Source organism: Campylobacter concisus (assembly GCF_002913765.1).
GTDB lineage: Bacteria > Campylobacterota > Campylobacteria > Campylobacterales > Campylobacteraceae > Campylobacter_A > Campylobacter_A concisus_BB.
On record NZ_PPCH01000025.1, the window covers coordinates 46,377 to 69,912 of the forward strand.

Consider the following 23,536-nt stretch of genomic DNA (forward strand, 5'->3'; position numbering starts at 1 on the left):
GTGTTTAAATTTATTTGTCAAAAACTCTGGCAAAAATTTTATCTACGTTTTTAGTGTAGTAGTTGTAGTCAAAGCACTCTTTGATCTCATCTTTGCTAAGGCTCTTGGTTAGATCCTCATCGTTTAGCAAATTTTGTAAAAATAGGCTGTGACCTTGTTCATCGATCGCTTTTTTGCCCTCTTGCAAGTCCGCCCAGACTTTCATGGCGTTGCGCTGAACGATCTTGTAGGCGTCCTCTCTAGAAATTCCACGCTGTGGCAGCTGTAAAAGCACGCGCTGAGAAAAGACTAAACCGCCTGTTAAATTTAAATTTTTCATCATATTTTCTGGATAGACGACTAAATTTGCTATCAAATTTTTGATACGAACCAGCATAAAATCAGCCGTGATAAACATATCTGGCAGGATAAATCTCTCAACCGAGCTGTGGCTGATATCGCGCTCGTGCCAAAGGGCGACGTTTTCAAGAGAAGGCGTGACGTATGAGCGTAGCACCCTGCAAAGGCCGGTGATGTTTTCGCTAAGGACTGGATTGCGCTTGTGTGGCATCGCGCTTGAGCCCTTTTGTCCTGGGCTAAAGTACTCCTCCGCCTCGTAAACTTCGGTCCTTTGGTAGTGTCTAATGGCAACTGCGATCTTCTCACAAGTAGAGGCTAAGATAGCGATGGCACTCACCACGTGGGCATAGCGGTCGCGCTGGATCACTTGGTTTGACGCTGGAGCAGCTTTTAGACCTAGCTCTTCGCAAGTTAGCTCTTCAAATTCCATCGGTGCGTGGGCCAAATTTCCCATAGCGCCTGAGAGTTTGCCGTAGCTGATCGTATCTTTTGCATCTTTGATGAGCTTTAGTGCCCTTGCGATCTCGTCGTACCAGATGGCAAGCACAAGGCCAAAAGTTATCGGCTCGCCGTGGATGCCGTGGCTTCTGCCGACCATGAGCGTATGCTTGTGCTCGTTTGCTCTGTTTTTGACCGCCTGCATAAACTCCTCTACGTCGCTGATGATGAGCTCTAGGCTCTCTTTCATCTGAAGCGCGACGGCTGTGTCGATACAGTCGCTTGAGGTCATGCCGTAGTGCACGAACCTGCTCTCATCGCCAAGGCTCTCGCTGACGCTTGTTAAAAATGCGATGACGTCGTGCTTTGTCGTCTTTTCTATCTCGTCGATGCGAGCCACTTCAAATTTAGCGTTTTTGCAAATTTTCTCGCAATCGCTGTCGCTTATGAAGCCAAGCTTATTCCAAGCTTTAACAGCAGCTTTTTCTACCTTGAGCCAAGCGTCGTATTTTGCTTGTATGCTCCACTTTTCAGCCATTTCTTTGCGTGAGTATCTTTCGACCATTGTTGAACCTTTTGTGTTAGTTTGCTTTTGTCCTGAAAGTATAAATTTGGCTTTTTGAGCCAGAAATCACGTCGTGCAATTTCTCTAAATTTAAGTTTTGATTATATAAAATCCGGGCTGAAATGTCGGTTATACGCTTATAAATTTGGGCTTAAGATAGCTCGCTCGTTTTTCAAAGGATCATTTTTGCCCTACGTAAATAAATTTATCACCACTGCAGATCATCAAAAAGCTTACGAAATTTTGTTGCAAAATGGCTTTAACATGAGCCAAACCCAGCGCCTAATAGATAAAGGTAGGCTGATCTGTGGCGGTAGTGTCGTGAGTGAGAAAAATGCCGTTTTGTGCGGCGATGTCTTTTTGATCGACTATGAGGCCAAGCCAAAGGGACTAAAGCCGATCTTTGAGTGCGAGAGCTTTGCGATATTTGACAAACCAAGTGGGGTGCTGAGCCACCCAAATGGTAGGCACTGCGAATACTCGCTAAATGATGAAATTTACACACTTTTTGGGCTAGACGCGAGCGTGGCACATAGGCTGGACTGCGAAACAAGTGGCGTGATAGTCGTGGGAAAAGATAGAAATTCTACGATAAAGCTAAAGAAGATCTTTGAAAACAGAGAGGTTTCTAAAAGCTACGTCGCGATGGTGCAAGGCAAGATCGAGCGAGAATTTGCGATCGATGCTAAGATGGATCTAGCGAACAACTACGACGATGTTAAAATGCGAATGCAAATTTGCGAAAACGGCAAGAGCGCTGTGACTAAAATTTTGCCGTTCAGATATTTTGACGATATCGATACGACTTTGGTTAGGGCTATCCCACTCACTGGCAGGCAGCATCAAATTCGGTTGCATTTGTTTCATGTGAAACACAAGATCCTTGGCGAACCACTTTATGGTTTGTCGCGTCCGCAGATCGAGAAAATTTTAGACAAAGAGATGAGTGAGAGTGAACGGATAAATTTAACTGGTGCAAAAAGGCTCCTACTTCACTCGGACGAAATTTCATTTAAATTTGATGAAATTTTTTACACCATAAAAAGCAAATTTGATGCAGAGAGTGAGTTTTATAAATTTGCAAAAGAAGCAAATAATCAAACTATTTAAATTTTAAAAAGTCTTTCTAGTAAAAATAATCTATAAAAATTTTTCGTAATTTTGCTTTTAAATTTGAAATAGAGTTTTTATTGAAAAGTAGAATTAGATTTTTAGTGTCACCACATTGTGATTTAAATTTTTGGCAATCAACTTTGTATTTTTGTTTTTCATCCACAAAATTTCATGCCAAATTTTTAGAATTTATTTTGAAGTTTTATTTTCCTCTTTTAAAACTTTTAGGATCAGCCCAAGTCCAACAGCAGCAACTATTACTATAAAAATTATCTCAGCGATATCAAGAGCTGTCATTTTTTACTCACGTTAGTTTTATCGTTAGTTGGTTTTTCTTCTGTTTTAGCTGTACTCTTATCGCTAACGTTAGCTCTGAATTTTGGGTTTTCATTTCGCTGTTTTAGTTGTCCGCAAGCTGCACTTATATCAAGTCCCTTGCTCTGTCTGATCGTGCAAGTGACACCATGATCCCTTAGATATTCTTGAAATTTTAGCATGCTAGCAAGCTCAGGCCGTCCAAATTCACTACCCTCATGCGGGTTAAAATAGATCAAATTTACCTTTGCCTTGATGCCATGCAGCAGTTTAACCAGCTTTTTTGCGTCACTAACACTATCGTTTAAGTCCTTGATAACAAGATACTCAAACATCACACGCTTTCGCATATCGATAGGAAATCCCCTAACAGCATCCATAACAGCCTCGATATTATACGCCTTATTTATCGGCATCAGGCGGCTTCTAAGCTCGTTAGTAACAGCATGTAGCGATATGGCCAGCAAGACACCAAGGTCCATCTCGCCAAGCTTTTTTATCTGACTGCCAAGGCCACTTGTTGAAACAGTTTGGCGGCGTGGCGATATGGCTAGGCCCTCATTTAGAGCTAAAATTTTGATCGCTTTACTAACGTTAGCAAGGTTATCAAGCGGTTCGCCCATCCCCATATAGACAACGTTTATGCGCCTCTCGTATGGTATGTTGTTCTCTCTTTTTATCCATAAAATTTGCCCTACTATCTCGCCAGCAGTTAGGTTTCTAACAAGCCCGCCCTTTGCTGTTAGGCAAAAAGCACAGCCCATTTTGCAGCCAACCTGCGAACTAACACAAACAGTGTAACGAGCATGGCGACTAATCTTGCCATCTTCGTCGCTAATCTCCTCTTTCATAGGTAGCAAAACGCTCTCTATCTTTAGACCATCTTTTAGCTCAAAAAGATACTTGATCGAGCCGTCGCTACTTTGCTCAAATTTCACACATTTTAGAGGATCAAGATAAAATTTCTCAGCCAGATCCTGACGCATATCCTTTGGCAAATTTAGCATTTGGCTAAATTCTGTTGCATTTTTTTTATATACCCACTCATAAATTTGCGTCGCTCTGAACGAGGGAGAGACAAGCTCTTTTAACTCTTCGATGCTAAGATCAAGCAAATTTTTCACATATTTTCCTTTACATATTTTGTTAGTAGCTCTTTGGCCGCAGAGTGATTTTTTATAAAATCAGCATGCGCATTTTCATCACAAAAATTTGTCGCTACGAAAATTCCATAAGCCGGAATTTTAAAAATTTTAGCCACTTTTAGAACAGAAAAAAACTCCATATTTTCTAAAAAATATCCCTTTTCAAACATTTTATGAGCCAAATTTTTGTCTGTCGTTATGAAATTTGATGAATTTGTTTTGATAGTTCCACGTGAAACGATAGAAGAAATTTCACACTCGATGGGCGAATAAGATCTATTTTCTATGCTAGAAATTTCAATATTTGCCCCAACCGAGCTTTCATAAATTTGCAAAATTTCACCATCTTTATATAGACCAGCCGAGCCAACAAAAACTATCTTTTCTGGCATCTGGTATAAATTTTGATCAGGATTTTTTGACAAATTTTGGCTTAGATTTTGTAGCTCTGGGTTTGATGAGTTTGCAAATTTAGCCTCGATCTTTGCGAGGTAGTGTGGATCAATGTTTTTTAAATTTATACTCTTTTCATCTGCTCCCACGCATGATCTTTTTTGCAAAAACTTTGTCAAATTTATCGCCATATCGACTAGCCCCACACCCATCGGCAAGGCAAAGTCAAAAATTTCATTTTTTCCAGCTGAGATAACTAACATCAAAGCCTAACCTCAACGCCATTTGCCTTGAGATACTCTTTTAGCTTTTTTATCTCGATCTCTCCAAAGTGAAATATCGAAGCCGCCAAACACGCATCAGCCCCGGCTTCAAAAGCATCTTTAAAATGCTCCATCTTACCAGCGCCACCGCTTGCGATAGTCGGTATAGAAAGCGCACTAAAGATCCTTGTTAGCTCCAGACTAAAGCCCTGCTTGACGCCGTCATTATCCATAGACGTTAGCAATATCTCCCCTGCTCCACGCGACTCGACCTCTTTTGCCCAAGAAAAGGCATCTTTTTTGGTATCGATCCTGCCACCATTTATAAAAACGCTATAACCATTTTCGATCTTTTTAGCGTCGATCGCTACGACGACACATTGTGAGCCAAATTTCTTAGCCGCTTCGTCGATCAAATTTGGATCTTTTATCGCCGATGAGTTTAGGCTCACCTTGTCACAGCCCGCATTTAAAAGGCGAGAGATATCATCGATCGTGCGTATGCCTCCGCCAACGGTTAGGGGTATAAAAAGCTTGCTTGCGACCTTTTTTACCACATCAACTATCGTATCACGGCCAAGGTGAGAGGCTGTGATATCCAAAAAGCAAAGCTCGTCAGCGCCCTCGTCGTTGTATCTTTTAGCTATCTCGACTGGGTCTCCAGCATCGACAAGCCCAACAAAATTTACACCTTTTACGACCCTGCCGTCTTTTACGTCGAGGCATGGGATTATGCGTTTTGAAAAATGATTCAAATTTATCCTTTGTCTATCTTTCTAGCTGCCACTTCAAAATATGGCAAACTAGCCCAATTTTCTCGGTTTCCAACTATATAAATAACCTCTTTTGCTCTTGTTAGCGCCACGTTTAGCAGGTTTGGCTTGCTAGCAGCCCATGCTCTAGCGCCCTTTGTAGCTCCACCTAACACAAATACGATAATATCAGCTTCTTTGCCCTGCATCGTGTGGATAGTACCTGCACCTTTTAAATTTCTACAAACGTCTTTAAATGGCGTTATTATCCTGATGTTATTTTTTTCATTAGCTAGCTCGCCTGCCAAGAGCTCTTTAACCACCTCGCCCTCGGCTTTATTGTAGTTGCCTATCCACTCTTCACTTCTAACGTCTATCCACTTTGTTTGCACGTTAGTGTTTGCAAATTTACTAGCTGCACTTCTACCAAGTATCATCATATCGTCGTATGTTGTCTCGTTTGAGATCTCAAACATAGGGTTAGCGCATCTTCTATGCACGATCAGTGGCGAGCCGACCCAGATACTCTCGCCACTACCTTTTATATATGTGCCGATCTTTTGTGCTTTGTCGGCTCTTAGTTGCACAGAAGATTTAAGCAAGTTAAACTCCTCTTTTGCCTCGCAGTAGCTAAGGATTGCGTTATTTAAACTAACAGGCAGTGTTACGACCGGTTCAAGTTGAAGTGGGTCGCCAACCACCACGGCCATCTTTGAGCGAAGCAAGGCGCCTAACGCGTTAGTTAAATTTGCCTGCCCTGCTTCATCTATCAAAAGCATGCCTATATCGCTATTTAAAAGGTCTTTAAAGGTGTTATTAAACGAAGCAAAAGTCGAGCTAACAACTGGCGTTAGCAAGAAGAGCCCCTTAATGATCTCACGTCTATGCTTTGCCTCTAAGCCGTTTTTCTCAGCCATCTTTTCATCGTTAAAGATAACGCTAAGGGCACGTAAATTTGTCCTAACAGCCTCTTTACAAGCAAAAATGGCAGCCTTATGTAAATTTAGCGCCTCTTTAAAAAGCTCTATCCTAGCCCTAAAAAGCTTTGTCTTGTGAAATTTCTGGTCTATGCCAAATTCCATCATAAATGGCATACTCTTTTGCATCTCTTCGTTGCTCTCGCTAAAGCTGCCGTTTAAAAAGATATCTAGCTCTTCGCTCCTACCAAGTATCTTTTGGCGTCTAGCAAAGTCGCTTTGCAGCCTTTTGTAAAGATTTATCTTAGTGCCAAGCGCTGCTGCCCTGCTCTCAAGCTCTGCTATATCCTCTTTTAATTCATTTAACCTTGCCTCGTTTTTCTCTTTGCTCTCGCCATTTTGCTTGCTTGCTTTTAAATTTTGCTCGGCTATCTGGCGGTTTATCTCGCCGACCTTTAGCGCCTCGTCATTATATCTTTCAAAGGCCTCTGTCTTAAAAATTTGCTGAAAGGCAAAAAAAGCTGGCTTTTGCGGTAAATTTAAATACTCCTGCAAGGCTTCATTTTGACTAACAAGCCTTGTTAGCTCCTCTGCCTCCGCCTTTTTAGCGCCAAGCTCGTCACTAACGCTGGCAAGCTCGCTCTCAAGCGGAGATAAAAGCTCCTCTATCTGCTTGGCCGAGTAGTAGCTCTCAAGCCTTCTATCGACGTCAGCTAGCTCACTTTTTAGGCTCTTTAGCTCCTCTTCTTTGATCCTGATCTCGCTAAAAAGCAAATTTACCTCGTGAAGTGCAAGGTTAAATTTCTCCTTTGCCACGTCAAAGTCATCGACACCTTCGCCCACTGCAAGGTACTTGCCAAGCCCCATCAAAAAGCCATCTTGTTCCAAAAACTCGCCGTATTCGCTTGCGATCTTGTCAAACTGGCTGTGAGTAGCCTCGATCTTTACACCGTTAATTGCATTAAAAACAAAATTTGACTTGTTTTGATTTGATCCAAGCGCCACGCAAAATAGCCCCCAAGCTGGCTTTGAGATAAAGGACTTCTCGCCAAATTCACTCTTTTCATCAGCCGAGAGCAGCCTTGTGGCTATAAATTTAAAATAATCAATCTCGCCCTTATAATCCCCTATGCTCTTTAACTGGCTTAGCTCCTTACTCAAAATCTCAACCACGCCGTTGTTGCATGAGCTAACGACCATCTCGTAGCCTTGTAGCTCGTCATTTAGCCTAAAATAAAGTGCCTTTTCGTCGCTATCATAGACTGGCTCAAAGATATCGTGTCTGCTCATTTGTGCTAGCTTCATCGCCCTAAGCGTCACCACTTCAGCCATCACGTCCTTTAAAAGCGTCGTCTTCCCCGTGCCTGGAACGCCATTTACACTGTAAATTCCACCGCTTCCTTCTTTAAATTTCTCTATTATGTTATTTAGCGCCATTTGCTGTGAGAAATTTAGGGCAAAATCACTCGCAAAAGCCGATCTTGGGTAGCGTTCAGCCTTAAAAAAGTCCCTCACCGCCCTTTGATTTAGCTCATCTCTAACGTCAAGCCTCTCAAATTTATTCTCACTGCCCTCGTCTAAAAACTGATCCGTCAGCTCGTGCGTCCTGCCTGACTCGTAAAATTTGATAAGCAAATTTATATCATCTATAAAAAAGCTATTTAAAAGGGCGTCGTTCTCTTTAAAATTTGGATCAGCGATCCTTACTTCAAGCCTGATCACGTCTTTGCAAAATGGTGTCTTTAGCGAGCTTTTTAGCTCCTCATGGACTGCTTTTACATAGTCGCTAAGCCGCATTTTCTCTTTGTGGATAGAAATTTTATCCTTTATGTGCTCGCACTCTTTGTTAAAGTCGCTTTGGCTGATCTCTTTTAGGTGGTTTAGGCGCACCATCGCCCAAGGAGCCGTTGGGATAAAAAGCTCATTTGTTGAGTTTGGCGTGAAAAATGGGCTTAGCTCATCATCTAAATTTGCATCTTTTAAAGCAAAACTTTGCTCATTTTTACAAAAGACTAGATCGCCAGAGAGCTTAAGCTTATAACAAAATGCCTTTTCAAAGCTCGTTTGCTCAGAGCGCAACTCATCTAAAATTTGCTCTTTTTCAAATTTCACCTTTGCTAGCTTTGATATCGCAAGAGCGAGTAAGTCCGTCTCAAAAATGCCGCCATAAATCGAAATTTCTACACCATTTTTTAAAAGCGACCTATCAAACGCTCTTAAAAATTGGACAAATTTCTCATCGAAATTTGCGATCTCAAGGTCTATTGATTTTTTAAATTTGCTATTTGTCTTTTTTGGCTCGTCTAAGGTTTTTGGTTCTAAATATTGTGATAATAAAAAGTATTTTAAGGTATTTGCCCTACTCAAATTTCTTGCCTTATTTTGTTGTTTTTTAGCGATTATAGTCCATTTTATATATGATTAAACTAAACTTGTAATCATAGTATAAGTAATCTTTGGCTAATATCGCGGCTATGATAAAGGCAAAAAAGCACTTTGGACAGAATTTTTTACAAGACAAAGCGACACTAGATAAGATCATCCAAGCGATACCCAAGGACGTAGAAAACGTCGTTGAGATTGGGCCTGGCTTAGGTGATTTGACATTTAGACTTTTGCAAATTTATAAGACGACCTCTTTTGAGATAGATTGTGAGCTGTTTCAAATTTTAAAGGTCAAATTTGCAAATGAGATCCAAAATGGACAATTAAAACTTTTTTGTAAAGATGCTTTAGAACAGTGGCAGCAAGAGGGCGGACTAAGTAGCGAGAACTACTTTTTGGTCGCAAATTTGCCCTATTACGTTGCTACGAAGATGATACTAAATGCGATAGATGACGAAAAATGCCTTGGGCTTATTGTGATGATACAAAAAGAGGTTGCTCTTAAATTTAGTGCAAAGAGCAGGGATAAAGAATTTAGCGCTTTATCGATCCTCGCTTCACTTCAAGGCAGGTGTGAGCTTTTGTTTGACGTGGATGCAAAACTTTTTAATCCACCTCCAAAGGTCACATCTTCAGTCATCAAACTACAAAAAACAAAAAAGATTTTTGGCAAAGACGGGATTTTCAAAGATGCAAAACAATACGAGGCTTTTAAAGCATTTTTAAGAGCTGCGTTTGCTTCGCCAAGAAAGACGCTTTTGAAAAATTTATCCACAAATTTTGACAAAAAAGTGTTAGAAGAAATTTTTGAAGACCTAAGCTTAGCTCAAAATTTACGTCCACACGAACTAGATGTCGATTCTTATCTAAAAGTATTTGAAAGATTAAAGGAAGATAATGAACGACAAAAACGAAGAGAAAGTTGTAACTAACCAAAGTAAAAACAACAAAAGACGAAGATTTAGACCAAAAAATAAGCCAAAACAAGATGGCGAAACTACCGAGCAAACCTCACTGGCAAGCAAAAGCGTGATAGATAACTTCTTTGCGGCAGAGCAAGCTGAAGCCAAAACGCACGCCGAGCCAAAAAGTCAAAATCCTCGCCCAAAAAAGCAAAGAAACAATAAAAATCAAAACAAAACTGGCGAAAACAATAAGCCAAAAGAGCAAAAACAGCAAAAAGAAAAGCCAAAGCAAGAGCCAAAAGCTGAAGCTAAAAACGAGACAAAAGAGCAAAAAGAGAAGCCAAAAAAGGCTAAAAAACCAAAGAAAAATTTACCCGCAAAGCTAAATGGCAACGAGCAGTGGCAGCAAGACATCGCAAGCGCGATGGAGGCAAACAAAGCCACTCACGAGCTAAGACTTGAGCCACTAAAATATCTAAACTCAAGCGAGCATAAAATTCGCATAACTCCACTTGGTGGCCTTGGCGAGATCGGCGGCAATATGACTGTCTTTGAGACCGAAACTAGCGCTATCATCGTTGATATCGGCATGAGCTTTCCAAGCGAGAGCATGCACGGCGTGGATATCCTCATCCCAGACTTCGACTATGTTCGCAAGATAAAAGATAAGATAAAAGGCGTCATCATCACTCACGCACACGAAGATCACATCGGCGCGGTGCCTTATTTTTACAAAGAGTTTAAATTTCCTATCTACGCCACACCGTTACCGCTTGGCATGATAAATAATAAATTTGAAGAGCACGGACTAAAGCAAGAGCGCTCACTCTTTAGATCGGTCGAAAAAAGAAAACCATATCTCATAGGTGACTTTGAGGTCGAGTGGATACATATAACCCACTCTATCATCGACGCTTCAGCACTTGCGATCACGACAAAGGCTGGCACGATCATCCACACAGGCGATTTTAAGATCGACCACACACCGATAGATGGCTACCCAACAGACCTTGGCAGACTAGCGTATTATGGCGAGCGTGGCGTGCTCTGTCTATTAAGCGATAGCACAAACAGCTACAAAGAGGGCTTTACTAAGAGCGAAAGCAGCGTTGGCAAGACCTTTGACGCGATATTTTCAAAGGCAAAAGGCCGCGTCATAATGAGCACATTTAGCTCAAACATCCACCGCGTCTATCAAGCGATCGAATGGGGTCTAAAATACAACCGCAAAGTCTGTGTCATCGGCAGATCAATGGAGAGAAATTTATACACTGCGATGGAGCTTGGCTACATCAAGCTTGATAAGAAAATTTTTATCGATGCAAACGAGGTTGGCAAATTTAAAGATGACGAGGTGCTTATCGTCACTACTGGCTCTCAGGGCGAGACCATGAGCGCGCTTTACCGCATGGCGACAGATGAGCACAAATATATAAAGATAAAGCCGACCGATCAGATCATAATCAGCTCAAAAGCGATCCCAGGCAATGAAAACAGCGTCTCAACGGTGCTAAATTTCTTACTAAAATCAGGTGCGAGCGTCGCTTACCAAGATTTTAGCGAGATCCACGTCAGCGGTCACGCAGCGCAAGAAGAGCAAAAGCTGATGCTTCGCCTGATAAAACCAAAATTTTTCTTGCCAGTGCATGGCGAGTACAACCACATCGCAAAGCACAAAGAGACGGCCATCAGCTGTGGTGTGGATGAGAGAAATATCTATCTAATGAGCGACGGCGATCAGATGGAGGTTTGTCAAAAATACCTAAAACGTGTAAAAACGGTAAAAACTGGCAAAGTCTTCATAGACAATCAAATAAATAAACAAATCGCAGACGACGTCGTCATCGACAGACAAAACCTCGCCGAAGCAGGCGTCGTCATGATAATCGCTCAAATTTCACGTCACGGTGCAAAACTCATCAACAAGCCTCGCGTCATCAGCTACGGCCTTGTGGGCGACAAGCAAGACGCCGAGTTTAGAAAAGAGATGGAGGGCGTTTTGGAGCAGTATCTAAGCAACGTCAAAGAGGAGCTTTTGAAAGATAGTAGACTGCTCGAGTCACAAGTGCGTCAAGTGATCAGAAAGCACATATTTAGAAAGGTCAAAAAGTACCCAACTATCGTGCCGATCATCTATCTAATGTAAGGAAAATTTATGCAAAAAGCCAACCAAATCGCCGCTGAAGTCTTAGAGATAGAGGCAAACGAGCTTTTAAGACACGCTAAAAGCGTAGAGATAGAAGATGCTGTAAATTTGATATTTAATGCAAAGGGTAAGGTCATAGTCACTGGTGTGGGCAAGAGCGGTCACGTGGGCGCAAAGATCGCTGCCACGCTTGCAAGCACTGGTACGCCAAGCTTTTTCTTGCATCCGACAGAGGCCATGCATGGCGACCTTGGCATGATAGAAAAAGACGATATTTTGTTAGCCATTAGTTTTAGTGGCGAGAGCGATGAGCTTATCAAAATTTTGCCTCACGTAAAGCGCTTTGGCGTGAAAATCGTCGCCATGGCAAGGAGCAAGACAAGCTCACTTGGTAAATTTAGCGACGCTTTTATAGATATAAATGTAGAGAAAGAGGCGTGCCCACTAAATGCCGCCCCAACGGCATCAACCACGCTAACGTTAGCTCTTGGAGATGCGTTAGCTGTTTGTTTAATGCAAAAGAGAGGCTTTAAAAAAGAGGACTTTGCAAATTTTCATCCAGGTGGCAGCCTTGGCAAGAGGCTATTTTTGAAGGTCAAAGATGTGATGAGAAGCGAAAATTTGCCGATAGTCCGCTGGAATGCAAGCCTAAAAAGCGCCATCGATACTATGACACATGGCAAGCTTGGCACTGTTCTCATCGTCGATAAAGATGGCGTGCTAGACGCTCTTTTAAGTGACGGCGATCTTAGGCGCGCGCTTATGAGAGAGGATTTTGACTTAGACGAGCCAGCGATGAAATTTGCAACCTTGCATCCAAAAGAGATAAACGACAAAGAGATGTTAGCAGTAGATGCGTTAGCTTTAATAGAAAAGTATAAAATTCAGCTTCTTGCTGTCGTAGAAAATGGTGTGCCTGTAGGCGTTTTACACATCCACGACCTTGCAAATTTAGGACTATAAAATGGAAAAAATAAGACTAAATAAATTTATCTCACATAACACAAACTACTCACGCCGTGAGGCAGATGAGCTGATAAAAGCTGGCAAGGTTAGCATAGCAGGGCGTGTGGTTAGCGACCTTGCCACAAGCGTAGATGAAGATGACAAGGTGCGTATAAACGGCCGTTTGATAAAACTAAAAAAGGAATTTACCGTTATCGTTTATCACAAACAAAAGGGCGAGCTAGTTAGCAAAAAAGATGACCGCGGACGAAAGACGATCTATGACACGTTAGATAAGAAATTTGCAAAATTTGTTAGCGTGGGACGCTTAGACTACGCAAGCGAGGGGCTACTTTTACTAACTGACGCCCCAGCGATCGCCACAGCGCTAATGAATAGCGACTTAGAGCGCGAATACTACCTAAAAGTAAAAGGCGAGGTAACAAAAGAGGTGATAGAAGCTATGACAAATGGCTTTTTCGCCAAGGACGCCACCAAAGGCGCTCACGCAAAAACCACTATAAAATCAATGGAATTTAAGCCATTTCTAGCCTACAAAGTCTTTGGCTCAAGCGGTGGCTACACAAAACTAAAGGTCATCATCAACGAGGGTCAAAACAGAGAGCTACGCCGATTCTTTGGCTACTTTGACCTTGAAGTGATGGATCTAAAACGTGTTAGTTTTGGACGTGTTAGCCTTGATATGCTAAAGCCTGGCAAATGGCGCTACTTCGAAAATAGCGAATACGAGGACCTAAGAGACTTTTTAAAAGTCAATAACGTTAGATACTAACATTAGGCTTGTTTCTCTAACAAAGAGGCAAGCTAAATTTATAAAAATGAAGAAGAAATGAAAAAGATTGTTCTTTTATCCGTGATCTTACTAACTACTGGCTTCTCTAAAGATCTTTTCGAGCTTGGGCTTGAAGCTTATAATAAAGGCGAGTTTGATAAAGCTGCCAAGCAATGGCAAAAAGCTTGCGACAATAATGTCGCCCGTGCTTGTCACAATTTAGGAATTTTATACGAGGATGCTAAAGGTGTAAAGCAAGACTACCGCAAAGCAGCTGAGCTGTATAAACGATCATGTGATGGCGGATTTGCTGGTAGCTGCCTAAATTTAGGGGCTTTATACATAAAAGATCAAGGCATAGGACAAGACTATATCAAGGCTATCAATCTATACAAAAAGGCTTGTGACGGCAACATCGCCGAAGCTTGCCATAACTTAGGCGTTTTATATGCGCTAGGTAAAGGCGTAAAGCAGGACTATACCTCGGCAAAAAGATACGTTTTTAAAGCTTGCGCTCTAGGCTTCCAAGATGGGTGCGACTATCTTAATAAAATGATTGCCACAGATGATAATGATGAAAAGATTGAGATCATATTTAAAACTATGAGTAAAACTATCAATCATCTAAAACAAATCGACTAACTTCGTAAATTTATATCTTATTTTCTGAAAGTAGGATGTTTATGTATGGATTTAGCAGCGTCTCGCCGCGTGCTGCGTAGAGCAAAACCTCTTTAAAATAGTTGTCGTTTATACCATACGTGTGAAACTCATACGCTCCTATGCCGTATCCCATCGGCGTGATATCGACCCTCGAGTACCAAGCATCTTGCGCTGGGATGTAGCGGTTTGTATCTCTTGAATAGACATATAGTTTGATCTTATCTTTGCTCTTTTGCGCCATATACCAGATGAAAGAATTTGTGACGTCGTTAAAAAAGTAGATGTCGCCATTTGACATGATCGCCTGAGCTGTGTCGTTGTTATCAGCGATGAGCGTCCTGCTCTCATAACATATAAATTTATTTGGCGTTAGCTGCTCTATGGGCTCAAATTTGCCGTTATTTAGGACTAAAATTTTATCATCGCTTATGTCGGCATTATAGGCGAGCACGGCCAAGACTAGAGCTAACAAACAAAGAGAAAAAATTTGCTTTATCAAAATAAAAATCCTCTTAACAAATAATATTTGAGCACGTAAAGCGAGCATATCAGCACGCAAACACTTAGCCAGATCGATGAAAATTTAAGCTTGTGCGAGTAGTTTGTCTTTGTGATGATCTCCACAAGATATGGCATGAGGCCGTAAAAAATGCCCAAAAACAAAGTGCCCCAGATGAGGTAGCCAACGTAGAAATAGTCGCTTCTTAGCATGCAGTATGGGCACTTATGATTTGGCTGCTCGTAAACGTAAAGCCCAAAAAAGTAGGTGATAGCGTAGTAGCTAAGCACCAAAAATAGCAAATTTGCCACAAAGCTTGCCATGCTTTGCTTTAAGAAATTTAGCACCAAAATGACAAAAAATAGCACGAAAAATACGCTTACTAAGCCAAAATTTGTATAGCCAAATGGCAGCTTTGGAGCTTGAAAAGTGACAGAGCAGCAAAAGACTGGCACTTTTAGCGGGATGTTATAAAAAAACGAAATTTCTATGCCAAGCTCGAGCAGTATCATCACAAAAAGGCAGATGAAAATGGCATATTTTTTCTTTAGATATGGGAAATTTAGAGCCTGCAAGTCGAGTTTATTTATAACCAGCCAGATACCAAGCCCAAATATCAGCAAAATTTTAGTGAGCATCAAGATGCCGCCAAATTTATTTGAGCCGATCACGCCAGCTGAGCACATAGCCCCTGGCACGATGTCAGAGAGCTCGTTTAGACAAAGTGCGAAAAATATAAACAAAACGATCTTTGTGCAGACGCTAAATAGCAAGATCGTATTTACAAGGTAGTTTTGCTTTTCAAGTGAGTATTGAAGCGATGTTAGTACGTTATAGTCCCACGACTTCACGATCCTAACGACGTAAAATAGCGAAATACTCATCAAAACTAACAGCACAAACTCCGCTAACAAAAAGGCGATAACGGCGTTTGATAAAAATACGCTCATACTATCTCTCCGTTTTGTAGGCTAAGAGTCCTATCTGTTGCGCTTAGCTCGTCAAAAATGCTATCGTGAGTGGCGACTATGACGCTTTTTTTAAGCGCCTTAAATGACTCAAGTAGGCCTAAAAATGCACGCGAATTTTGCCTATCTAAATTTGCCGTTGGCTCATCAGCCAAAATGATATCAGCGTCCATTGATAAAGCCCTAGCCACCGCACATCTTTGGCGCTCGCCACCGCTTAAATTTGATACGTTTTCATCTCTTTTGTGAGATATATTTGCGAGGCTTAGAGCCTTTTTTATCATCTCTTCACGCACGTTTGCCTTGAAATTTGTTAGAGCAAACGGAGCTAACAAATTTTCATATACGCTTAAACCCTCTATGAGGTTAAAATTTTGAAAGACAAGCCCAAGCCTTTTGTGCCTAAACTCAGAGCAAAATGCGTCAGGCAACTTTGCTATGTTAGTGCCGTCTATCAAAATCTCCCCGTTAGTTGGCTTTTGAAGTAGGGCTATGAGCGAGAGTAGGGTGCTTTTGCCACTTCCGCTAACGCCTTTTAGTATCACTAACTCGCCGTTATTAACATCTAAATTTATATTTTTTAGAGCGCAAAACTCGTTTTGTTTGCCTTGGTTATAGACTAGGCTAACGCCTTTTACATTTATCATTTTAGCCCCTCATTTATGTCGCCACACGCCACACGCCACGATGGGATAAGCACGAATGCCAAAAATGGTATGACACCAAAGACAAAGATCAAAAAGAGCTTATCAAACTCCAAAATAGGCGTGAAATTTGTAAAATTTAAAAGCTCATCGCCTAAAAATATCCCCTTTAAAAAAGGAGCATTAAAAACAAACACAAAGAGATAAGCTAACATAACGCCAAGCAAAAATGCGCTAACGCTAACGATGAAATTTTGTATAAATTTTAAAAAAATGATCTCTTTTATACTAAAGCCGATACTTCGCAAAATGGCTATCTCACGCTTTTTACTGCCATAAGCAAGTGAAATTTGGTTTTTAAGCAGCACGAAAAAAATGAGCATAACGCTAACATAAATACTCATAAAAATTCCGCCCTTATAGTAGTAAAGATGCCTAATGTTTGCCACCTCGTCTTCTATGCTAATGGCAAATGAATTTGGATATAAATTTTCTATTTTTAAGGCCACTTGGCTGATCTCTTCGCTGTTTGGCACATCGACATAGAGCTTTGTATATTCTTCATCTTTTAAATTTAAGATAGCTCGCAAGGTATTTGGATGCAAAAATATAGCGTTATTTGAGATAAGAGCGCTTTGTTTTGGCATGGTTTTTACTATCTTTACTGGTATCATGCGCTCTTCTGTTAAGAAGTTAAAGCTCTCGTTGTAGTAAAGCTCGTTCATAGCAGCTTTTACGCCCTCACCCACGATCATCTCATCTTCTTTCAAGCTATCGTCCTCATATAGATGAAACCAGACGCGCTTTTGCACGAAATAATACTCCCCATCAACCACACCCCTAACGTCAGCCACGCCATCGATCTTTGAGATATCATAGATGTAGCCAGGGTGCATGAGATCGTTTTTACCAGCACGAAACGCGCTAACAACGATGCTTGATCTATCTTTTACTAAGCTTATGAGATCATGCTGGATCGAGCCAGAGATGAAAAGCACCGAGCTTAGCACAAAGATAATGAGCGCAAAGAGGCAAAAGCTAAAGAGATGATCCTTTTTGTCTTTAAAGAGCAGCACCACGGCGTAGTTTATGAAATTTCTACTTATCATAGACAAAGCCATTTTGCTCTTTTAGGCTAAAGCTAGAAGCTAAATTTGCCCTTGTTATCTTTGAAATTTCTCTTAGCTCATCTTGCTTTGCTTTGTGGTCAAAGCTAAGGTAGTGCGCTGCTAAAAGCGTATATGAGAGCCCAAAAAATAACGCCAAAAATGCTAGAAATTTCACTTTATTTACCGATAAATGTCTTTATCTCGTCAAATTTTATGACACCTTTGCCAGCGTGATCTTTCATAAAGCTATTTGCCTTTGCTTCGTCTTTAAACGGGATAAACTCCTCGCCCATCGGTCCAAAAACGTTTGAGCCATGAACGTAAAACGCCTCTTTTGCATCGAGTTTTTCAAGTGTGTAATAATCACTCACGTAAGCCTCTTTCGCCACCTCATCTGCAAAGTAAAAGTGCGCCATATCTTTTACGCCATCAAAGTAATAGTCCTTGCCACCAGCCTTGATAAGCGTCGCCCACTGCTTGTTTTTTATAGGCATGCCACACACCGCACATCTTGCATCCTTTGGTAGCTCGATGCGCTCTTTTGCCCCTTTATAGGCGTTTATGTTTGCCTCACTCGTCAAATTTCCAGCCCACAAGGCAAAAACTGCGCTAAACAACAAAGCTATAAATTTCATCTTATCTCCTTTAGTTTCTCTTTTTCTAACTCGCCCTTTTCATAGAGCTTTTTTAACATCTCATCATCAAAGTCTATCTCGTAATAGCCCTTTACAAACTCGCTAAATTTATCAAACTCATCAAAGGCATACCCAAGCAGCCAGCGTCCGCCGTTATTGCCACTGACTAAATTTTGATGCTCCGCCCCGTCATACCAGATAAAAAAGGTCGTCTGCTCTATCTCATCTGGCAAGAAGTAAGAGCGAAATTTAGCAGCCTCGCCACTATAAATTTGCTCTACCACGCTTTTGTCTGTGCTTAGCGAATTTAGCTCATTTTCATGGTCAAACCCTCTAACAAGCACCGCCTCACGCGTAAATATCACATCGAGCAGATCACCCTGCCCGTTATCTACCACGTATCTTAGGCTATTTTCATCCTCTCTTTTAGAAATGAGCCTTAGATACTCTTCATCTGGCTCCAAAAAGGCACTATCAAGCGCATATAGCGCCTCTAGGCTTGCCTCTTTATTGCCCCACTTTTTAAAACTCATCAATTCTTTCCTAAAATTTCTAAATTCTCGCACGCCTCTTTTAGTCCATTTTTGCAGCTTTTAGTGAAAATTTCACGTGCTTTTTTTACGTCCTCTTTCACGCCTTTGCCCTCAGCTAGCATGATAGCGTAGTTGTTGCAGCCCTTTTCATAGGCGTATATGCACGCTTGCTCGTAAAGTTTTGTCGCTTTTGTAAGGTTTTGTTCAACCCCTTGACCATAAACATATAAAAAGCCAAGATTATCACACCCTATGCCAGCTTCGTTTGCGCAGGCCATTTCGTAGTATGATTTAGCTTTTGCGTAGTCTTTCTCGGCACCCTCGCCTTGAGCATACAAGTAGCCAAGGTTGCTACATCCCATGCCGTCCCCTGCCTTGCAAGCCTTCTCGTAAAGCTCTTTTGCCTTTTTTAGGTCTTTTTCTACGCCAGTGCCGTTTGCATAAAGCAAGCCAAGCTCGGTGCAGCCCTCGTTGTCGTTACATGCTTTTTCATATAGTTTGACCGCTTTTGCTAGGTCTTTTTCTACGCCTTTACCATTTTCATAGACGTAGCCAAGGTTGCTACAAGCCATAGAGAAATTTTGCTCGCAAGCCTTTTCATAGAGCATCGCCGCCTTTGCCTCGTCCTTTTTGACGTTGCCATCACCCCTGCCGTAAAGCACAGCTAGGTTGTAGCAGCCTGATGCCTTTTTCTCTTTATCACAAGCATCTTCATAAATTTGTGCTAGTTTGTTGTGATCATCTTTTGCGCTTAAAGCCTCTTTGATGTAGCCAGCATTTAAAACGCACAAACTAGCAGCCAGTAAAACCAAACTCTTCATCATATCTCCTAAACTACTTTTATATCTCTGCCGCGGTAGGCTAGGGCGATCAGCAAGGCAAGAGCCGCTAAGATCAAATATATCAGCCCAGAAACGCCAAAGCTTTCGCCATTTGCGTATGAGTGAAGCCCGCTAAGATAGAAATTTACTCCAAAATATGTAAAAAGCACCGAAGCAAATGATAGCACGCTAGCTGTTAAAAAGGCAAAAACGCCCCTTAGCTTTGGTATAAATCTTAGATGAAGCACTATGGCATAGACGATGATCGTGATGTATGACCAGCTCTCTTTGCTGTCCCAGCCCCAGTATCTGCCCCAGCTCTCATTCGCCCAGACGCCGCCTAAGAAATTTCCGATAGTTAGCAAGCTAAGACCTATGATGAGGCTTAGCTCGTCGGTGGCAGCTAGGTATCTTATCTGCTCGCTAAGCTTTTGCTCGTTTTTGTCATTTTTTAGAGCCATTAATATAAGTCCCACAAGACCTAGCACAAAGCCAAAGCCCAAAAAGCCGTAGCTTGCTGTGATGACGCTTACATGCACGCTAAGCCAAAATGACTTTAAAACTGGGACTAAATTTGTTATCTGTGGGTTTATAAAATTTAGATGAGCAACGAGCAAGCTAACACTTGCAAAGAGCGAAGCAGCGCCTAGTGCGAAGCTTTGATGCTTGAAAAATAGCACTCCAGCTAGCACGCTTATAAGCGAGATATAGACTAAACTCTCATAAGCATCACTCCAAGGTGCGTGACCTGAGATGTAAGCGCGTAGGGCTAAATTTAGAGCATGCACCGCAAAGGCAGTGAAAAATGCAAGGCTAAGCGCTCTTTCAAATCTAAATTTTCTCCCAAAAAATATCCTATAAAAGCCAAGGGCAAGCGAAGCAAGAGCTAGGATCATGTAAAAATAGATAAGAAATTTAAATATCTCCATTTGGTTATAAAGCACTTCAATGCTGGCCTTTGCCTCGCTTGGCGCAAGATAGCCTAGAGTGCTTCTTTGATAGCTTGAAATTTGCTCCAAGCTCTTATCGGCGCCCGCGCACTCGCCACTTTTTACGCAAAGGCTTAAATTTTCTATGTAAGCGCCTAAAACGCTTTTAAACTCGTTTGAAATTTCATCTTTGATAAATGCTTCATTTACGCCTAGCCACGTGATCGCTTTACCATTTTTAGCGGGGATAAATTTTAAAATTTCACCCTTTAGCGCAAGGTATAAGACATTTAGCCTCTCATCAAATTTAATGACATCGCTATCAAATTTATCTCTTTTTGAGGCGGATTTTTCATTGGCAGCTTCTACAAATTTAGCCAACTTATACTCGCCATTTTCGTTAAAAACGTCATTAAAGCTAGCAAATTTCTCGCTAACGCCAAGAAGCTCGCCCACACGCTCGCTCGTGATCTTTACTATCTTTTTATCCATCCACTCTTGTGGCGAGATGGCAAAAGAGAGCATCAGCTCATCGCTACTAAGCCCAAAGAGCGTGGTTTTGGTTGAAATTTTGCTAAGAACTGCCCTTGTGTAAGAGCTAGCTGGGGCGATCCTGCTATCAGTTTGAACTAAAATTTTGGCAAATTTATCTGCGTGAGCTTTAAAATTTGTAGCCTCATCGCTTGCGAAATTTGGCGTAGCATTTAGTAAAAGCAGGGCTAAAAATGCAAACTGCGTGCCTTTTATGAAGTTACAAAGTCTAAAAAATCGGCTCTTTTTGCTAAATAAATTTCCCACAAAGCCAAGACAAAGCAGAAAATATCCGATGTAAGTTGGCACTTTGCCAGGATCAAAGCTGATCTCAAAGGCGCTTCCAAGCTCGTCAGCATCGTATGATGACTGAAAAATTTTATAGCCCATGATGCTTAGTGGGTGATTTAGTGAAATTTCATGCTCGCTGCCTGCGATATTTACCCTGCTCGTGTAAGATGATGGGCTATTTAGCCCTGTGTAGCGCTCTAGGATAAATTTATCAAGCCTTAGCGAAAATGGTAAATTTATCGCCCTTGAGCTAAAGTAAAATTTCGCCTCTTGCCCGTCAAAGCTTAAAATGCTTGGCTCAAGATCGTATCCAGCGCCACCTTTTAGCTTGGCGCTCTTGCTCTTTTGCCCAGCAAAGCCAGCCTCTATGCTAAGCGTGGCTGGAGCGTTTTTCTCATCTTTTTTGTAGCCAGTTATCTTTATCTCAAATTCTTTGCCATTTATATCTTTTTTGAAGCGAAAGTCGTTTTTGCCAAGCAGACTAAGTCTTAGTGGATATTCAAAACTTTCATTTGAAATTTGCACTCTCAAATATGGCTTTGTGCTTTGCATATAGCTGCCACTCTCGCCCACTCTAAGATGCATAACGCCCTCTTCGCCAAAGTATCTTGTAAGCGCAGCACCGATGAAGATCAGAATAAAAGCAAGATGTATCAAAAATGCACCAAATTTCTTATACATCTTGGTTTTTACGATGCTAATGGCTAAACAAATGGCACAAGCTGCCATGACGCACTCGTACCAGAGCGCTTCATAAACAAGCACTCTAGCCGTCTGTGTGTCATAAAAATTTTCCAAAAAGGTCGCCGCCCCTGCACCAAAAGCAAGGATAAATAATAATATTAAAGACAAGCGATAAATGTTTAAAATTTTCATCACCTGCCCTTAAGCCTTAAATGCTATAAGTCTGTCCTGCATAAAGTATAAAAACCCTAAGCAATAAAACGCCAACGACTGCTGCAAATGAGCCAAGGTAGAAGCTAAATTTCATCTTGCCAAGTGCGAAATTTAAAACAAGAGGCAAGATAAAGCCAACTAAAACAACCCCAAGCCAGAAGAATTTAGCCCAAACGCCACTATAAAATGCAACTGCTGCGCCTTGCTGATAGCTTGAGCCAAGCAAAAGCGATACAAAAAGCATTAAAATGAGTAAAATTTCAGCGCATAAGACGTAAAACTCCACGCCATGAAGCGAGCCAAGGTCGCTTGAGTGTGGATCTTCTTTGAAAAATAGTGCCGCTATCAAGCTGCTACCACTTATGCCAGCACTAAGCCCTGAAGCTATGAAAAGCGCTGGTAAAACGGCGGTGTTTAAAAGTGGAAATCTAATGAGCACCGAGATCAAAAAGCCTGTATATGCGCAAATGATAACCGCAAAAAGCAGGCAAAGCGCACTTAAAAGCGGATAAAGTGGCGATAAAATTTTCATCACGCCATCAAAAAAGCCGCAAAATGACTTTAACTCCGCATTAAAAGCGTATAGACACATCAAAAAGCTAAGCGGTATAAACACGCAAAGTCCTGCTACACCGATAGACATAACCGATGTGAAGTTGTAGTTGATCAAAATTTTCCAAAACAAAAGTGGCTTTTCAAGGTCAGCTATCAAGCAAACCATACCAAGCATGATGCTAACAAAGGCCAAAAGCGAAGCAGCCTTGAAAAATGGACTAAAGCCATCTTGCCTTTTGTAGCGCTTTAGAACTATGGCAGCTATTAGCGCTCCGCCACTCATACCAGCTAGCAAAAGATAAACAGCGATCGGCCAGCCCCACTCAACTGCGTGCGAAAATGTCGCAGTGAAATTTAATGCACCATCCATCTTACACCCCCGCTTTTACTTTAGGAATATATCTAAGGCTTGGTTTTGTGCCAAGTTCTGCTCTTAGTCTTATGCTATCTTTGACAGCTAAAAGCTGGCTAATGTGCGAGCTCTCATCATTTAAATCGCCAAAGACCAAAGCCTCATATCTGCACGCCTCGACGCAGGCTGGATCTTTTTTATCCTTTAAATTTGTATCTATGCAGAAGTTACAGCTTTGGGCTGAGTGATTGACTTTATCGATATATCTCACGTCGTAAGGACAGGCTACGATGCAGTATTTACAGGCGATGCAGTCATCTATGTTTGTAGTTTGGATGCCAGTTTTTATGTCCTTGTGACAGGCCTTTGTTGGGCAAACAGCCACGCAAGGCGCATCCTCACACTGCTGACAAGATACTCTTACATATCTTTTATCGAGCAAATTCTTTGGATCAGTCTTATCCTCTACAAAAAGTCTCATCTGCCCTTTTGGGACTAAATTTACCTTTCTACATGCCACTTCGCAGTCCGTGCAGCCGACGCATTTGTTTTGGTCAAATATCATGCCAAAATGTGGTTTTTTCGCACTCTCTTCACTCTTAAAAGCAAAACCACTACTTGCCACGCTAGCACCAGCAGCCACAACTGCCATGCGTTTAAAAAAGGCTCTTCTGCTATTTTGATTTTGCATTTTT

Annotated in this window: 22 protein-coding genes; 6 read left to right on the plus strand and 16 right to left on the minus strand. The window is 41.5% G+C overall.

From position 1 onward, the window contains the following. Positions 1-10: 10 nt before the first annotated feature. The gene (gene purB, locus CYO89_RS06990; protein ID WP_103597758.1) at positions 11-1,342 is read right to left on the minus strand and encodes an adenylosuccinate lyase; all 1,332 of its coding nucleotides are present in this window, start codon (positions 1,340-1,342) and stop codon (positions 11-13) included. A 186-nt stretch (positions 1,343-1,528) separates the two neighbouring features. Here purB and CYO89_RS06995 point away from each other — a divergent pair, with 186 nt between their 5' ends. Further along, on the plus strand, positions 1,529-2,452 hold the full coding sequence (locus CYO89_RS06995; protein ID WP_103597759.1) for a pseudouridine synthase family protein: 924 nt from the start codon (positions 1,529-1,531) through the stop codon (positions 2,450-2,452). A 296-nt stretch (positions 2,453-2,748) separates the two neighbouring features. On the opposite strand, the gene rlmN is transcribed toward CYO89_RS06995, so the two are convergent. From rlmN to CYO89_RS07015, 4 genes are read right to left on the minus strand one after another with little or no spacing between them, the layout of a single operon-like run. Further along, the gene (gene rlmN / locus CYO89_RS07000; RefSeq protein ID WP_103597760.1) at positions 2,749-3,894 is read right to left on the minus strand and encodes a 23S rRNA (adenine(2503)-C(2))-methyltransferase RlmN; all 1,146 of its coding nucleotides are present in this window, start codon (positions 3,892-3,894) and stop codon (positions 2,749-2,751) included. Continuing rightward, entirely contained in the window at positions 3,891-4,571 is a 681-nt protein-coding gene (locus tag CYO89_RS07005; protein WP_103597761.1) for a purine-nucleoside phosphorylase, read from the minus strand. Before CYO89_RS07005 ends, rlmN begins: the two co-directional genes overlap by 4 nt. Continuing rightward, positions 4,571-5,326, minus strand: coding sequence for an imidazole glycerol phosphate synthase subunit HisF (hisF, locus tag CYO89_RS07010; RefSeq protein WP_103597762.1), 756 nt, complete (start codon positions 5,324-5,326; stop codon positions 4,571-4,573). Before hisF ends, CYO89_RS07005 begins: the two co-directional genes overlap by 1 nt. A gap of 2 nt (positions 5,327-5,328) precedes the next feature. Continuing rightward, positions 5,329-8,607 (minus strand): DEAD/DEAH box helicase, encoded by a 3,279-nt coding sequence (locus CYO89_RS07015; protein ID WP_103597763.1) that lies wholly within the window; start codon positions 8,605-8,607, stop codon positions 5,329-5,331. A gap of 107 nt (positions 8,608-8,714) precedes the next feature. Here CYO89_RS07015 and rsmA point away from each other — a divergent pair, with 107 nt between their 5' ends. From rsmA to CYO89_RS07040, 5 genes are read left to right on the plus strand one after another with little or no spacing between them, the layout of a single operon-like run. Further along, positions 8,715-9,557: a 16S rRNA (adenine(1518)-N(6)/adenine(1519)-N(6))-dimethyltransferase RsmA gene (gene rsmA / locus CYO89_RS07020; protein WP_103581196.1), complete on the plus strand. Its 843-nt coding sequence runs from the start codon at positions 8,715-8,717 to the stop codon at positions 9,555-9,557. Continuing rightward, positions 9,523-11,676: a ribonuclease J gene (locus CYO89_RS07025; protein ID WP_181001818.1), complete on the plus strand. Its 2,154-nt coding sequence runs from the start codon at positions 9,523-9,525 to the stop codon at positions 11,674-11,676. Before rsmA ends, CYO89_RS07025 begins: the two co-directional genes overlap by 35 nt. Before the next feature lie 9 nt (positions 11,677-11,685). After that, positions 11,686-12,639, plus strand: a complete 954-nt coding sequence (locus CYO89_RS07030; RefSeq protein WP_103597764.1) for a KpsF/GutQ family sugar-phosphate isomerase — start codon at positions 11,686-11,688, stop codon at positions 12,637-12,639. Positions 12,640-12,649: 10 nt separating this feature from the next. Continuing rightward, a complete protein-coding gene (locus CYO89_RS07035) occupies positions 12,650-13,414 on the plus strand; it encodes a pseudouridine synthase (protein ID WP_232524030.1) in 765 nt (254 codons plus the stop codon). A 57-nt stretch (positions 13,415-13,471) separates the two neighbouring features. Then, on the plus strand, positions 13,472-14,056 hold the full coding sequence (locus CYO89_RS07040) for a tetratricopeptide repeat protein (RefSeq protein WP_103597766.1): 585 nt from the start codon (positions 13,472-13,474) through the stop codon (positions 14,054-14,056). A gap of 10 nt (positions 14,057-14,066) precedes the next feature. Here the strand turns inward: CYO89_RS07040 and CYO89_RS07045 are convergent, their stop codons facing one another. The 11 genes from CYO89_RS07045 to CYO89_RS07095 are packed head-to-tail and all read right to left on the minus strand — an operon-like array spanning position 14,067 to position 23,532. Further along, the gene (locus tag CYO89_RS07045) at positions 14,067-14,576 is read right to left on the minus strand and encodes a hypothetical protein (RefSeq protein ID WP_103597767.1); all 510 of its coding nucleotides are present in this window, start codon (positions 14,574-14,576) and stop codon (positions 14,067-14,069) included. Further along, entirely contained in the window at positions 14,573-15,526 is a 954-nt protein-coding gene (locus tag CYO89_RS07050; RefSeq protein ID WP_103597768.1) for a hypothetical protein, read from the minus strand. The genes CYO89_RS07045 and CYO89_RS07050 overlap by 4 nt, the downstream gene beginning before the upstream one ends. Then, positions 15,523-16,191: an ABC transporter ATP-binding protein gene (locus CYO89_RS07055; RefSeq protein WP_103597769.1), complete on the minus strand. Its 669-nt coding sequence runs from the start codon at positions 16,189-16,191 to the stop codon at positions 15,523-15,525. Before CYO89_RS07055 ends, CYO89_RS07050 begins: the two co-directional genes overlap by 4 nt. Further along, the gene (locus CYO89_RS07060) at positions 16,188-17,297 is read right to left on the minus strand and encodes an ABC transporter permease (RefSeq protein ID WP_103598051.1); all 1,110 of its coding nucleotides are present in this window, start codon (positions 17,295-17,297) and stop codon (positions 16,188-16,190) included. The genes CYO89_RS07055 and CYO89_RS07060 overlap by 4 nt, the downstream gene beginning before the upstream one ends. Next, complete coding sequence (locus CYO89_RS07065; protein ID WP_103597770.1) at positions 17,287-17,472, minus strand: hypothetical protein; 186 nt, start codon at positions 17,470-17,472, stop codon at positions 17,287-17,289. The genes CYO89_RS07060 and CYO89_RS07065 overlap by 11 nt, the downstream gene beginning before the upstream one ends. A 1-nt stretch (position 17,473) precedes the next feature. After that, positions 17,474-17,932, minus strand: coding sequence for a nitrous oxide reductase accessory protein NosL (locus CYO89_RS07070; protein WP_103597771.1), 459 nt, complete (start codon positions 17,930-17,932; stop codon positions 17,474-17,476). Next, positions 17,929-18,465, minus strand: a complete 537-nt coding sequence (locus CYO89_RS07075) for a hypothetical protein (RefSeq protein ID WP_103597772.1) — start codon at positions 18,463-18,465, stop codon at positions 17,929-17,931. The genes CYO89_RS07070 and CYO89_RS07075 overlap by 4 nt, the downstream gene beginning before the upstream one ends. Continuing rightward, positions 18,465-19,286 (minus strand): SEL1-like repeat protein, encoded by an 822-nt coding sequence (locus CYO89_RS07080; protein ID WP_103597773.1) that lies wholly within the window; start codon positions 19,284-19,286, stop codon positions 18,465-18,467. Before CYO89_RS07080 ends, CYO89_RS07075 begins: the two co-directional genes overlap by 1 nt. Before the next feature lie 8 nt (positions 19,287-19,294). Further along, a complete protein-coding gene (gene ccsA / locus CYO89_RS07085) occupies positions 19,295-21,913 on the minus strand; it encodes a cytochrome c biogenesis protein (RefSeq protein ID WP_103597774.1) in 2,619 nt (872 codons plus the stop codon). A 16-nt stretch (positions 21,914-21,929) separates the two neighbouring features. Then, the gene (gene nrfD, locus CYO89_RS07090) at positions 21,930-22,859 is read right to left on the minus strand and encodes an NrfD/PsrC family molybdoenzyme membrane anchor subunit (RefSeq protein WP_103597775.1); all 930 of its coding nucleotides are present in this window, start codon (positions 22,857-22,859) and stop codon (positions 21,930-21,932) included. A 1-nt stretch (position 22,860) separates the two neighbouring features. After that, entirely contained in the window at positions 22,861-23,532 is a 672-nt protein-coding gene (locus tag CYO89_RS07095; RefSeq protein ID WP_009295155.1) for a 4Fe-4S dicluster domain-containing protein, read from the minus strand. Between the last annotated feature and the right edge of the window lie 4 nt (positions 23,533-23,536).